General features: G+C 63.8%; 12 protein-coding genes. 6 read left to right on the forward strand and 6 right to left on the reverse strand.

Annotated elements, in window-relative coordinates; translation table 11 throughout:
- Positions 1 to 58: 58 nt before the first annotated feature.
- The 5 genes from ACIPZH_RS00220 to ACIPZH_RS00240 form a co-directional block, all read right to left on the reverse strand.
- Positions 59 to 319 (reverse strand): DUF1652 domain-containing protein, encoded by a 261-nt coding sequence (locus ACIPZH_RS00220; protein ID WP_241805745.1) that lies wholly within the window; start codon positions 317 to 319, stop codon positions 59 to 61.
- Positions 273 to 449, reverse strand: a complete 177-nt coding sequence (locus ACIPZH_RS00225; protein WP_241805930.1) for a hypothetical protein — start codon at positions 447 to 449, stop codon at positions 273 to 275. The genes ACIPZH_RS00220 and ACIPZH_RS00225 overlap by 47 nt, the downstream gene beginning before the upstream one ends.
- Before the next feature lie 90 nt (positions 450 to 539).
- Positions 540 to 1,415 carry a pirin family protein gene (locus tag ACIPZH_RS00230; protein WP_400634482.1) on the reverse strand — a complete coding sequence of 292 codons (876 nt, stop codon included), beginning with the start codon at positions 1,413 to 1,415 and terminating at the stop codon, positions 540 to 542.
- Between the two features lie 101 nt (positions 1,416 to 1,516).
- A complete protein-coding gene (locus ACIPZH_RS00235; protein ID WP_400634484.1) occupies positions 1,517 to 2,389 on the reverse strand; it encodes an alpha/beta fold hydrolase in 873 nt (290 codons plus the stop codon).
- A 21-nt stretch (positions 2,390 to 2,410) separates the two neighbouring features.
- Positions 2,411 to 3,031 carry a LysE family translocator gene (locus tag ACIPZH_RS00240; RefSeq protein WP_241805748.1) on the reverse strand — a complete coding sequence of 207 codons (621 nt, stop codon included), beginning with the start codon at positions 3,029 to 3,031 and terminating at the stop codon, positions 2,411 to 2,413.
- A 137-nt stretch (positions 3,032 to 3,168) separates the two neighbouring features.
- On the opposite strand from ACIPZH_RS00240, the gene ACIPZH_RS00245 reads away from it, so the two are divergent.
- Complete coding sequence (locus ACIPZH_RS00245) at positions 3,169 to 3,648, forward strand: GNAT family N-acetyltransferase (RefSeq protein WP_241805749.1); 480 nt, start codon at positions 3,169 to 3,171, stop codon at positions 3,646 to 3,648.
- 87 nt (positions 3,649 to 3,735) lie between these two features.
- Here ACIPZH_RS00245 and ACIPZH_RS00250 read toward each other — a convergent pair whose 3' ends face one another.
- Positions 3,736 to 4,857: an MFS transporter gene (locus ACIPZH_RS00250; RefSeq protein ID WP_400634993.1), complete on the reverse strand. Its 1,122-nt coding sequence runs from the start codon at positions 4,855 to 4,857 to the stop codon at positions 3,736 to 3,738.
- 230 nt (positions 4,858 to 5,087) lie between these two features.
- Between ACIPZH_RS00250 and mexE the strand changes: the two genes are divergently transcribed.
- The 5 genes from mexE (at position 5,088) to ACIPZH_RS00275 (ending at position 13,894) form a co-directional block, all read left to right on the forward strand.
- Positions 5,088 to 6,329 carry a multidrug efflux RND transporter periplasmic adaptor subunit MexE gene (gene mexE, locus ACIPZH_RS00255; RefSeq protein WP_400634486.1) on the forward strand — a complete coding sequence of 414 codons (1,242 nt, stop codon included), beginning with the start codon at positions 5,088 to 5,090 and terminating at the stop codon, positions 6,327 to 6,329.
- Positions 6,330 to 6,341: 12 nt separating this feature from the next.
- Positions 6,342 to 9,521: an efflux RND transporter permease subunit gene (locus tag ACIPZH_RS00260; RefSeq protein ID WP_400634488.1), complete on the forward strand. Its 3,180-nt coding sequence runs from the start codon at positions 6,342 to 6,344 to the stop codon at positions 9,519 to 9,521.
- Complete coding sequence (locus tag ACIPZH_RS00265) at positions 9,518 to 10,933, forward strand: efflux transporter outer membrane subunit (protein ID WP_400634490.1); 1,416 nt, start codon at positions 9,518 to 9,520, stop codon at positions 10,931 to 10,933. The genes ACIPZH_RS00260 and ACIPZH_RS00265 overlap by 4 nt, the downstream gene beginning before the upstream one ends.
- A 199-nt stretch (positions 10,934 to 11,132) precedes the next feature.
- Entirely contained in the window at positions 11,133 to 12,188 is a 1,056-nt protein-coding gene (locus ACIPZH_RS00270; RefSeq protein WP_400634491.1) for a tetratricopeptide repeat protein, read from the forward strand.
- Between the two features lie 92 nt (positions 12,189 to 12,280).
- Positions 12,281 to 13,894, forward strand: a complete 1,614-nt coding sequence (locus tag ACIPZH_RS00275; RefSeq protein WP_400634493.1) for a response regulator — start codon at positions 12,281 to 12,283, stop codon at positions 13,892 to 13,894.

Raw genomic sequence — 13,894 nt, forward strand, 5'->3', positions numbered from 1 at the left:
ATGGGACTGACCTATATGTGCCACGGCCAGCCTCGGCTGACCTTGGCACACCGTGTGGTCAGGCAGTGGCCCTTAGCGACGCTGGCTGACGATCGCGCAGCGCATGCAGCTGATCGACCAGTTTCACCACGTCACGGCAACTGTTCAGGTCCTGCAATGAGACCCCACTGAGCGTCACGCCCTGTTCCATGTTCTGCCCATGAGCCAAACGAATGGTCAGGCTGGTGCCGTCCAGGCAACTGACTTCACAGTGATCAGGCAGGCAGGCCTGTTCAATCATTTGCCTCATTTCCAGCATCGAAACGCCTATCAATGACATTGTCGCGACCCTCTCTTGAGTGGATGGCCTGTTTATTGGAATACGCCTTTGGCAGGCGCGGTGCCAATTGATAATGAGCATGCCAGGGCGGCCGTCCATGCGCCGCGGCAATAGTGATGCGGAGAATCATCTAGCACCTTAGTAAAAGAACGGGCACGCCCTGCTACCGTTCGATCCAATCATGGCACTTCACGACAGGCGGTCAGCGGTGCAAGGCCGGTCAGTGTGGCTCAGCCGCCATCTGGCCGAAGCGCCCGGCATGGAAATCATCGAAGGACTCGGCAATTTCCGCTTGGCTGTTCATCACGAATGGCCCGTAGCCCACGATCGGCTCGTCGATCGGCTCGCCGCTGAGCAGCAGCACACTTGCGCCTTCCAGCGCCTCGATGGCCACGTCTTCGCCCGCTCGCTCCAGCAATACCAGGCTGGCCGGCCCGGCGTCACGCTCACCATTGACCCGCACAGTGCCACGCAACACCACAAGTGCAGCATTGCGGCCAGCAGCGACAGGCAGTTGCAGCGCAGCACCTGCACCCAGGCGCATGTCCCAGACATCCATCGCGGTGAAGGTGCGCGCCGGGCCTGGGTGCCCTTGGTAGCTGCCGGCGATGACCCGCAGGCTGCCTGCCTGGCCCGGCAGCGGCACTTGCGGGATATCCGCTGCCAGTAGCGTCTGGTAACCGGCAGCGGCGCGTTTGTCCTGGGCAGGCAGGTTGACCCACAGCTGCACCATTTCCAGTGTGCCGCCACTGCGGGCGAACGCCGGGGAATGGAATTCCTCGTGGAGGATGCCGTTGGCGGCCGTCATCCATTGCACATCGCCAGGGCCAATCAGGCCGCCGGCGCCGGTCGAATCACGGTGCTCCAGTTCGCCCTGATAAACGATGGTCACCGTTTCGAAACCACGGTGAGGGTGCTGGCCTACGCCACGCCGGGCACTGGTGGGGGTGAAGGCATGCGGGCCGGCATAATCCAGCAGCAGGAACGGGCTGATCTGGCTGGCCAGGTTGTCGTAGGTGAACAGGCTGCGCACCGGGAAGCCATCCCCCACCCAGTGGGTGTGGGGGCTGCGGTGAATACCCAGGATCTTTTTCATGATAAGTCTCCTCTCTAAGGCTAAGTTAACCTTACCAATGAGACCAATCGGCCGGTAGCCCGCGCAAATGGCATGCATCGTCCCAGCGATGGAACAGTGATTCAGCCCTGCAGGTATTCCAGTACCTGCTGCGTTGCCATGCCGGGGTCTTCCTGCATAAAACAATGGCCTCCGGCGACCTGGCACGCTTCGACACTGGGGTTGATCGACGCCAGCCGCTGCACCGAACGTGGCACGAAGGGATAGGTCTGTTCGCCATACAGCACCCGGGTGGGCGTTTGGATGGCGGCAAGATGCGCCCACATGCGCGTGGGGAATGAACTGAAAATTTCCACTTCTCGGCTCGGCCGGCACTTGAGCACCACGCCTTCACCGCACTCACCGATGGCATGTTCGATGTAGGCCTGCAGCGCGGCATCGCTCCAGCCCTTGAAGATGCCCCGCCCCTGCAGCGAAGCCAGTGCCGCTTCGCGGTCGGGCCAATGGCTGCGGCGGTTGGCGGCCTTGCGTGCCAGGGCGTGCCGGCGGTGCAGCCCCATCAGCGCGGCAGCCCCCATGACCCCGATCATGCGCCGGCTGAATAATACCGGGTCGAGCAATATGGCGCGCTCGAACAACGCAGGCCTGCTGGCCAGGATGAGCCCCGTGAGCACGCCGCCAAAACTGTGCCCCAGTGCATAGCGAGGTACCTCGCCGTACTCGCCACGGCCTGCTTCGAAAGCCTCAACCGCCAACTCAGCCGTGCGGTTCCAACCGCGGAACACACCGCCATGGTCACTGTCGCCATGCCCCTGCACATCACTGAGCCACAGGTCGAAGTGCTCGCCCAGACGCGCCAGCATCGGCTGGTAGGCCAGGCAGCAAAAGCCATTGCCGTGCAAAAAGTGCAGCAGCGGCTTGCCGCTGGCCGGCGAGCGCCAGCCGCGCAAGGTGAAACCTTCGGAGCATTGGTGAGACCAGGGGATCAACTGCATGGGTGTGCCGTACTCGACGCGTTACGAAAACGCCGATTCTACAAACAGCAGCGGGTAAAGCGATATCACCAGCAGCAAGGCCATCAGGACATTGAACAGCATCAGCCAGCGCGGGTTTTGCAGCAGGTTACGCAGCGCACTGCCAAACATCACCCACACCCCGACGCTGGGCAGGTTGACCAAGGCGAACACAGCCGCGATGACGATCACGTTCATCACATAGCCCTGGGCCGGTGTGTAGGTGGTGATCGCCCCTACCGCCATGACCCACGCTTTGGGGTTGACCCACTGGAACGCTGCAGCCCCCCAGAAGCCAAGTGGCTTGCGGGCATTGGGCGAATTGGTGCTCAGCGGGCCGGAAGTGGCGATCTTCCACGCCAGGTAGAGCAAGTAGGCAGCGCCCACGTAACGCAGCACGGTGTACAACGCAGGCCAGGCCTTGAACACCTCGCCCAGGCCCAGGCCAACGGCCAGCACCAGGACCATGAAGCCGATGCTGATGCCCAGGGCGTGAGGGATGGAGCGCCGCACGCCAAAGTTCACCCCTGATGCCAACAGCATGGTGTTGTTGGGGCCCGGGGTGATGGAGGAAACGAAGGCAAACAGCACAAAGGCCATCAGCAGGTCGAAAGAGGCAAGCATGGCAGGCGTTCCAGAATCGTTATGAGTGCTGTCACACTACGGCAGTCACCTTCCGCGCGACCGGTACAGTTACATTAAATTACGCAGATACACATGACTGTATCGATGAAACACACTGCATTTCAAGGAAGCCCAGCATGAGCCTTACCATTCGCCCCGCAGTACGCACTGACGCCGCGCAGATTCTTGCTTTCATCACCGAACTGGCCGATTACGAGCGGGCACGCCACGAAGTCATCGCCACCCTTGCCGATATCGAGCACAGCCTGTTCGATGAAGGCAGCACGGTGCACAGCCTGATCTGCGAGCGCGATGGCCAGGCAGTGGGCTTCGCCGTGTATTTCTATAGCTATTCGACCTGGCTGGGGCGCAACGGTATTTACCTGGAAGACCTATACATCACGCCAGAACAGCGCGGCGGTGGCGCAGGCCGCGATTTGCTGCGGCACATTGCCCGCGAAGCCGTCGAGAACCGCTGCGGGCGGTTGGAGTGGAGTGTGCTGGACTGGAATGAGCCGGCGATCGGGTTCTACAAATCGCTGGGGGCCGAGCCGCAGGATGAGTGGGTGCGGTACCGGTTGGATGGGGACAAGCTGCTGCAGTTTGCCCGGGGTTGAGCGGTAGCCTGTATGGCCTTGCCGGTTGGTCGGTCGCTGGCAGTGCCGGCGACGGGGCCGGTATTGCCTACATCGATTTCCCGCCCGTCACGCGCTGCTGCGCACCCGCTGCATCACCATCCCCACCAACACCACATTGACCAGGGCCAACAGGCACAAGGTCACCAGCACCCCCATCGCGCCGAAGTGCTCGAACAGGTAGCCCCCCACCACGGGCGTCAACGCCTGCCCGATCAGCGAAGGCCGCGACATGCGCCCCATCAACAGCACGTATTGCGCAGGCGGCATCATCGCCAAGGGTAACAGCCCGCGCACGATCGCCCGCAAGCCATTACCGCAACCGAACACCAGCAGGCCCACGGCCGTGGCCGCCGGGACCAGCGTCACCAGCAGCAGACCGACCAGCACCAGGCTGACCCAGGCCAGCGCCGTCCAGATCGGATGGCGTTGGCCGGCCAGAATCTGCAACACCCTGGAGGCCACCTGGCTGGGGCCGAGCATCGCCGCCAGGCCGATGGCCACAGGCAGCGAATGCCCAAGGCCCTGGAGCACGGCCACCAGTTGCACCGCAATGGCGGTCATGATGATCGCGCCAATGGCGAACATACCGGTCAACAGCAGGTAAAGCTGGCGATCGACCCCAATCGCGGTGCCTTGGCCCTGCGCCCTGCGTACCTCCACCCGCCCTCCGGCCGGCAACACTCGCCAATACAGCGGCGCCACCACCAACAGCAGCACCAGCGCATAGCAACCGCACGTGGTGCGCCAGCCCAGGTGTTCGATGGCCAGGGCCACGGTGGGCCAGGACAGGGTCGAGGCGAAACCGGCGATCAGCGTTATCCCTGTGATGGCCTTGCCCGCACCCTCGCCATACAACCCGCCAAGGGTGGCGAACAGTGCCTCGTACAGCCCCATTGCCATACCCACCCCGATCACCACCCAAGCCAGCAAGAACAGCGCCAGGCTCTGGCTGGTGGCCATGATCAGCAAGCCCACCGCGACCACCGCGCCGCTGGCGGCCATCTGTGGACGGCCACCGAAGCGTGCGATCAGGCGGCTGGACAGCGGGGCGCACAGCGCCGAGACCATCAAGCTCAGCGATAGCGCACCGTACACCCACTGGCTGGGCCATCCCGTATCGTGGCTGATCGGCTCGGCCATCACCGCCATGAGGAAGAACGAACCGCCCCACACCAGGATTTGCAGGATGCCCAGGCAGACGATGCCAAGGGGCCCGGGGAGTTGGGGGGAGCTGTTCACGATCGGGCCTTGGGTCACATGCGGGGAGAGATCAGAACGGGCACCCTACCATGCTCGCCATCGATGAAATATCCCGACCTATCATTGCGCGTGATATTAACCTTCGCTGCGTTCGATTCGTGCGTCACGCGCAAGGCACTCACACTCCGCCCACTACTAATACTTTGGCGGAGTTCTCCATGGACCACTCACTCAAACCCCTGCGCTTTCCCCTCGCTGCCCTGGCAGTGGTGGTGCTCAGCGCTTGTGGCCGCACCCCAGATGCCGTGCAGGCTCCCGCCGCGCCCAAGGTCACCGTCGCCAAGGTGATCGAGCAGCCGATCAACGAATGGGACGAATTCACCGGCCGCCTCGAAGCCCCGGAAACCGTCGAAGTACGCCCGCGCGTCTCCGGCCAGATCGACCTGGTGGCCTTCACCGAAGGCGCCAAGGTCAAGAAAGGCGACCTGCTGTTCCAGATCGACCCCCGCCCGTTCCAGGCTGAAGTGCGCCGCCTCCAAGCCCAGTTGCAGCAGGCCAAGGCGACCGCGGTGCGCAGCGCCAACGAAGCCCGCCGCGGCGAGCGCCTGCGTGACAGCAACGCCATCTCCGCCGAACTTGCCGAATCGCGCAGCAGCGCAGCCGCTGAGGCCCGCGCCGGTGTCGATGCGATCCAGGCTCAGCTCGACCTGGCACGCCTGAACCTGAGTTTCACCCGCGTCACCGCGCCAATCAGTGGCCGTGTCAGCCGCGCCCAGTACACCGCCGGCAACATCGTCACCGCCGATGTCACGCCACTGACCAGCGTGGTCTCCACCGACAAGGTCTATGCCTACTTCGATGCCGACGAGCGCGTGTACCTCAAGTACACCCAGCTGGCGCGTGAAGGCCAGCGCGGCCAGGCCACGCCGGTCTACCTCGGCCTGACCAACGAAACCGGCAACCCGCACCTGGGCCAGATGAACTTCGTCGACAACCAGGTCAACCCGCGCACCGGTACCATCCGTGGCCGTGCCGTGTTCGACAACCGCGACGGCCAGTTCACCCCTGGCCTGTATGCCCGCCTGAAGCTGGTGGGCAGCGCCCAGTACGACGCTGTGCTGATCAACGATGAGGCGGTGGGCACCGACCTTGGCAAGAAGTTCGTGCTGGTCATGGACAAGGACAACAAGGCCAACTACCGCGCCGTTGAATTGGGGCCCAAGCTCGAAGGCCTGCGTATCGTGCGCAGCGGCCTGGACAAGGACGACCGCATCGTGGTCAGAGGCCTGCAGCGGGTGCGCCCCGGCTCGCCAGTCACCCCCCAGGAAACACCGATGGCCAGCGAACAGACCCTCGCTGCCCTCGCCCAGCAGCGCCAGGCGCTGGAGGCCAGCAACCCGGCGCCAAAGGTGGCCGGCACCAATGCAAAAGTCGCCGGCGCCCAAGCGCCGCGCGGTTAAGGGACAACACCGATGAACTTCTCGAAATTCTTCATTACCCGGCCAATCTTCGCCGCGGTGCTGTCGCTGGTACTGCTGATCGCGGGCTCTATCTCGCTGTTCCAGTTGCCGATCAGTGAATACCCGGAAGTGGTGCCGCCTACCGTGGTGGTGCGCGCCAACTTCCCGGGCGCCAACCCCAAAGTGATCGGCGAAACCGTCGCCGCACCGCTGGAGCAGGCCATCGCCGGTGTCGAGAACATGTTGTACATGTCCTCGCAATCCACCGCCGACGGCAAGCTCACCCTGACCATCACCTTCGCCCTGGGCACCGACCTGGACAACGCGCAGGTACAGGTACAGAACCGTGTCACGCGCACTCAGCCCAAGCTGCCGGAAGAAGTGACCCGCATCGGTATCACCGTCGACAAAGCCTCGCCCGACCTGACCATGGTGGTGCACCTGACCTCGCCGGACAACCGCTACGACATGCTCTACCTGTCCAACTACGCCATCCTCAACATCAAGGACGAACTGGCACGCCTGGGCGGCGTGGGTGATGTGCAACTGTTCGGCATGGGCGACTACTCGCTGCGGGTGTGGCTCGACCCGAACAAGACGGCTTCGCGCAACCTGACCGCCGGCGACGTGGTCGCCGCCATCCGCGAGCAGAACCGCCAGGTGGCGGCAGGCCAACTGGGCGCCCCGCCCGCCCCCGGCTCGACCAGCTTCCAGTTGTCGATCAACACCCAGGGCCGGCTGGTCAACGAGGAAGAGTTCGAGAACATCATCATCCGCGCCGGTGCCGATGGCGAAATCACCCGCTTGAAGGACATCGCCCGGGTCGAGCTCGGCTCCAGCCAGTACGCCCTGCGCTCGTTGCTGAACAACCAGCCCGCAGTGGCCCTTCCGATCTTCCAGCGCCCTGGCTCCAACGCCATCGAGATCTCCGACGAAGTGCGGGCCAAGATGGCCGAGCTGAAGAAAGACTTCCCCGAAGGCATGGACTACAGCATCGTCTATGACCCGACCATCTTCGTGCGCGGCTCCATCGAAGCGGTGGTGCACACCCTGTTCGAAGCGCTGGTGCTGGTGGTGCTGGTGGTGATCCTGTTCCTGCAGACCTGGCGCGCCTCGATCATCCCGCTGCTGGCTGTGCCGGTGTCGCTGATCGGTACCTTCGCCGTGATGCACCTGTTCGGCTTTTCGCTCAACGCCTTGTCGCTGTTCGGCCTGGTATTGGCCATCGGTATCGTGGTAGACGACGCCATCGTCGTGGTGGAGAACGTCGAACGCAACATCGGGCTGGGCCTCAAACCGCTGGAGGCCACGCAAAAGGCGATGGGTGAAGTGACCGGGCCGATCATCGCCACCGCCCTGGTACTGTGTGCAGTGTTCGTGCCCGCCGCATTCATCTCCGGCCTTACCGGGCAGTTCTACAAACAGTTCGCCCTGACCATTGCCATCTCGACCGTGATTTCGGCGTTCAACTCGCTGACCCTGTCACCGGCCCTGGCCGCAGTGCTGCTCAAAGAGCACCACGCACCCAAGGACCGTTTCTCGCGGTTGCTGGAAAAACTGCTGGGCAGCTGGCTGTTCTCCCCGTTCAACCGCTTCTTCGACCGCGCCAGCCACAGTTACGTCGGTGGCGTGCGCCGGGTCATCCGCTCCAGCGGCATCGCCCTGTTCGTCTATGCCGGCCTGATGGGCCTGACTTACCTCGGCTTCTCGTCCACCCCGACCGGCTTCGTACCGGCCCAGGACAAGCAGTACCTGGTAGCGTTCGCCCAGTTGCCTGATGCCGCCAGCCTCGACCGCACCGAGGCGGTGATCAAGCGCATGAGCGAAATCGCCTTGAAGCAACCTGGCGTGGCCGACTCGGTAGCCTTCCCGGGCTTGTCGATCAACGGCTTCACCAACAGCCCCAACAGCGGCATCGTGTTCACCCCGCTCAAGCCGTTCGATGAGCGCAAGGACCCGAGCCAGTCGGCCGCTGCCATCGCTGCAGCGCTGAACGCCCAGTTCGCCGACATCCAGGATGCCTACATCGCGATCTTCCCCCCACCGCCGGTACAAGGCCTGGGCACCATCGGCGGCTTCCGTCTGCAGATCGAAGACCGCGGCAACCTGGGCTACGAAGCGCTGTACAAGGAAACCCAGAACATCATCGCCAAGAGCCACAATGTGCCGGAGCTGGCAGGCCTGTTCACCAGTTACCAGGTCAACGTGCCCCAGGTCGATGCAGCCATCGACCGGGAAAAGGCCAAGACTCACGGTGTGGCGATTACCGACATCTTCGACACACTGCAGGTTTACCTGGGCTCGCTGTACACCAACGACTTCAACCGCTTTGGCCGCACCTACCAGGTCAACGTCCAGGCTGAGCAGCAGTTCCGCCTCGATGCCGAGCAGATCGGCCAGCTGAAGGTGCGCAACAACCTGGGCGAAATGATCCCGCTGGCGACCTTCCTGAAGGTCAGCGACACCTCCGGGCCAGATCGGGTGATGCACTACAACGGTTTCATCACCGCGGAAATCAACGGTGCGGCAGCCCCGGGCTACAGTTCCGGCCAGGCTGAAGCCGCGATCGAAAAACTGCTCAACGAGGAACTGCCCAACGGCATGACCTTCGAGTGGACCGACCTGACCTATCAGCAGATCCTCTCCGGCAACACCGCACTGTTGGTGTTCCCGTTGTGCGTGCTGCTGGCGTTCCTGGTGCTAGCGGCCCAGTACGAAAGCTGGAGCCTGCCACTGGCGGTGATCCTGATCGTGCCGATGACCCTGCTGTCAGCGATCACCGGGGTGATCGTGTCCGGTGGCGACAACAACATCTTCACCCAGATCGGCCTGATCGTACTGGTGGGCCTGGCCTGCAAGAACGCCATCCTGATCGTCGAGTTCGCCAAGGACGAGCAAGCCAAGGGGCTCAACCCACTGGCTGCGGTGCTGGAAGCCTGCCGCCTGCGCCTGCGGCCGATCCTGATGACCTCGATCGCATTCATCATGGGCGTGGTACCGCTGGTGTTCTCCTCCGGGGCCGGCTCGGAGATGCGCCATGCGATGGGTGTCGCGGTGTTCTCGGGGATGATCGGCGTGACGGTGTTCGGCCTGTTCCTGACCCCGGTGTTCTTCTTCCTGATTCGCCGTTTCGTCGAACGTCGCCAGGCGCGCAAGGCCGAACGCGTTCAATCGCTGGAGAACCACGCATGAAGCTGCTCAAACCCCTGACCCCGAGCCTGCTGGCCTTGGCCCTCGCGGCCTGCGCGGTAGGCCCGGACTACAAAGCGCCAGCCACTGAGCCTGCGCGTATGGCCAGCGACGTGCCGGCCAAGGCCTTCGACCGTAGCCGCTTCGAGAGCGTGTGGTGGAAGCAGTTCGATGACCCGGTACTGAACCAGTTGGTGCAGGCTTCGCTGGACGGCAACCGCGACCTGCGCGTGGCCTTTGCCCGGCTCAAGTCGGCACGGGCGATCCGCGATGACGCCGCGAACGACCCGTTGCCAGTGGTTACCAGCCGCGCCAGCAGTGAGATCGGCAAGGGCCAGGTGCCCGGCCAGACCGATCAGCGGGTCAACAGCGAGCGTTACGACCTGGGCCTGGATATGGCCTGGGAGCTCGACCTGTTCGGCCGTATTCAACGCCAGATCGAGGCCAGCGACGCGCAGGCCGCGGCCGCCGAGGCCGACCTGCAACAGTTGCAGGTCAGCCTGATCGCCGAACTGGTCGACGCCTATGGCCAGCTGCGCGGTGCACAACTGCGCGAGAAGATCGCCGTGGCCAACCTCAAGACCCAGCAGGAGTCGCGCAGCATCACCGTGACCCTGCGGGACGCCGGGGTCGGCAACGAGCTTGACGTGGTACGCGCCGACGCCCGCCTGGCCGGCGTCGAAGCCACCGTGCCACAACTGCAGGCCGAGCAGGCACGGGCGCGTCATCGCATTGCCACCCTGCTCGGCCAACGCCCCGACGCCCTGAGCGTGGACCTCTCGCCCAAGGCCTTGCCGGCCATCGCCAAGGCATTGCCGGTGGGCGATCCGGGTGAGCTGCTGCGCCGCCGCCCGGATATCCGCAGTGCCGAGCGCCAACTGGCCGCTGCCACTGCCAATGTGGGCATGGCCACTGCCGACCTGTTCCCGCGGGTGAGCCTGAGCGGCTTTTTGGGCTTTACCGCGGCGCGCGGTTCGCAGATCGGTTCGTCGGCCGCCAACGCTTGGGGGCTGGGGCCAAGCATCACGTGGGCGGCGTTCGATCTGGGCAGCGTACGGGCCCGCCTGCGCGGTGCCAAGGCCGATGCCGAAGGCGCCTTGGCCAACTATGAACAACAGGTACTGCTGGCCTTGGAAGAGTCGGCCAACGCCTTCAGCGACTATGACAAGACCCAACAGCGGCTGCTGTCGCTGATGCGCCAGAGCGAGGCCAGCCGCAAGGCGGCTGACCTGGCCTCAGTGCGCTACCGCGAAGGTACGGTGGATTATCTGGTGCTGCTCGATGCCGAGCGTGAGCGGCTGAGCGCCGAAGATGCACAGGCGCAGGGCGAGGTTGACCTGTATCGCGGCATTGTCTCGATCTACAAGGCGCTGGGTGGCGGCTGGCAACCGGAAACGGTGGCCAGCGCGCGCTGAGTCCTCTCTCTTCAACGACTCCTTTGGTTGGTTCCTCCCCCAACCGTTTGCCCCGCTGGCCTTGGCTTGCGGGGCTTTTTTTGCCAGGTTTGCAGGCCGCTTTCGGCGCGGCCAGGCGCATGCTCCGATTGCCGTGGCGCCCTTGCAGCCCAGGTCAATCTGCCCCAAGCTTCCACTTCCTCCGCCATGGCCCCATCCGATGCCCACACGCCGCCGCTACCTGATCGCTGTGTTTCTGCTGATTCTGGTATCAGTCGGCATCGCTTACCTGCGCCGGGAAACCCCGCCAGCACAACCGACTTTACCGCCGCACAGCTACGCCAAGGCCCTGCGCCAGGCGCATGATGGCCTACCGGGCGCCGCCCGCATGCTCTACCAGCAACTGCAACGCAACGACCTGGCGCCGATCCGGCGCGCCGCCCTGTATGCCGAGCTGCCCAATTACCCCTCGCCGCAAGCGCTGAAACTGGCCCGCATGGGCCTGGAAAACGATGAGCCCTTGGTTCGTCGTGCAGCGATCGCCAGCATCCGCCGCCTGCTGCCTGCCGCACAACGCAGCCTGGTGCTTGGCCCACTGCTCGATGATGCCGAGCAAAGCGTTCGCTTTGCCGCCGTCGATGCCTTGCTTGGCCTGGACCCTGACGCCATAGGCCTGTACTTCGGCCCACTGCAGGCGGCGCTGGAGCAGTACCAGCAAACGCTGGAACAGCAGCCCCAGGATGCTGCAGCCCAGGTCCACTTGGCACGCCTGTACCTGCACGAGAATGACTACACCGGGGCCGCGTCCGCCCTGCAACGCAGCCTGGCGTCCAACCCCGACAACCTCGAGGCCCTGGCGACCCAGGTCCGCTTGCTCGAACGTCAAGGCCAACATGACCAGTCCCGGCAGGTGCTGGCCCAGGCGCTGGCGCTGCGGCCGGATTCGGCCTTCCTGCAACACGAACTGGGCCGCTGGCTGATCCGCCATGGCCAGCGCGAGTTCGCCCTGCTCGCGTTGTCCCGCGCAGTCGAACTGGAGCCGGACAATGCCGACTATCGCTATAACCTGGCAGTGACCCTGCACGACCTGGAACAGTCCGACGCAGCGCAAAAGCAGCTTGAAACCCTGCTCAACCGGCAACCGGCCAATCGCCGGGCGCGGGTGTTGCTGATTCAATACTGGAAAGAAACAGGGCAGTTGCAGAACGTTCAGGTGCTGCTTGCCGAACTGGAGCGGCTAAACCCGGACGATCCATTTCTGCAACAAGGGCTCTAGATGCGTTGAACCCCAAGCGATTGCCTGTGGTCCAGTGGGTATCGGACCACTCACGGCTTGGCCAGACATGGCAGCCCCCAAGGAGAATCGCATTGGCCAGGTCGCTGTCGCTGGACGAACGTGCCTTGATTCTGGCACCCAGGCAACTTGCCACGCACGCCTCGACGTTTCTGACGAGCGCTGGCATCGAGTGCTTGTGTTCGCGTGACATGACCCACCTGCAAGATGGGCTGGGCAGTGGTGCGGGCTTGGTGGTCATCGACGAACACATGCTCAACGGCAGCCAAAGCGGCGTGTTGCAGGCTTTCATCGACCATCAACCGCCTTGGTCGGACCTGCCCATCGTAATGCTCACGCAAAGCCCGCAGAACTCAACCAGCCCTTGCACGCCCGCCGACCATCCACTGGGCAACCTGACCCTGCTGGCCGTTCCGTTCGAAAACGAACAGCTACTGGCGCTGATCCAGGTGGCGCTGCGTCACCGTCGCCGCCAGTATCTGGCGCGCGACCAGTTACTGGACCTGGAGCAACGCCTGGAAGCGCAAAGCGAGGCACTGCAGAGCGCCGAGCAAGCGCGGCACCAGACCCGCAAGATGGACGCCATCGGGCAATTGGCCGGCGGTGTGGCCCACGATTTCAATAACTTGCTGACCAGCATCGGGGGCAGTTTCGAACTGATCGACAGGCGGGTGAAACAGGGCAGCACCAAGGGGCTTGAAAGCCTGCTGCACAGGGGGCAGGAGGCCGTTTCGCGCGCAGCACGCCTCACGCATCGTCTGTTGGCGTTTTCCTCCCGGCAGTCGCTGCATAGCCGTCGCATCGACCTTCGGGCACTGCTGCAGCCGCAGCGGCTGGAGGCCGTGCTGCAGCCGGGGGTGAAACTGCAACTGACAGTACCGGACGACACCTGGCCGGTGGCCGGCGACGACACACAATTGCAAGAAGCGCTGGACAACCTGCTACACAACGCCTGCGAGGCGATGCCCAACGGCGGCACGGTATTTGTCGAAGCCAGCAATCGAAAGGTCACCGCGCAACCGTTCGCCGATGGCAGCCTGGCGGCGGGCGACTATACCTGCCTGAGCGTCACCGACGAAGGCCAAGGCATGTCGCAGAGCACACTCGAACATGCCTTCGAGCCGTTCTTCAGCACCAAGCCGGTGGGCCAAGGTATCGGCCTGGGCCTTTCGATGGTCTACGGGTTCAGCAAACAGTCCCATGGGCATGTGGTACTGCATAGCCATATCGGCCAGGGCTGCCGTGTGGACCTTTACCTGCCGCGCCACCTGGAGCAGGAACAAGCGCAGGCCCCCGCAGCGCCCCCTCCTTCACGGCGCAACGGCCGCACGGTACTGGTGGTCGAGGATGACCCGGATGTGCGCCAGCTTTTGTGTCAAACCCTTCAGGAACAGGGCTTCCCGTGCCGCAGTGCCGGCAATGCCAGTGAGGCCCTGCAAGTACTGCGCTCCTCCGAGGCGATCGACCTGCTGGTCAGTGACGTCGGCCTGCCAGGCATGAACGGCCGGCAATTGGCAGAAATCGCCCGTACCCTGCACCCGCATCTGCCCATATTGTTCATCACTGGCTACACCGAAACGGCAATGGCACGGGAGGGTTTTCTCGGCGCAGGCATGCAACTGATGTGCAAACCCTTCGAACTGGCACAATTGCATGCCCGAGTGAAACAGATTTTCGGTGAGGCCTGA

This window comes from Pseudomonas sp. NPDC089758 (assembly GCF_044748705.1).
Taxonomy (GTDB): domain Bacteria; phylum Pseudomonadota; class Gammaproteobacteria; order Pseudomonadales; family Pseudomonadaceae; genus Aquipseudomonas; species Aquipseudomonas putida_X.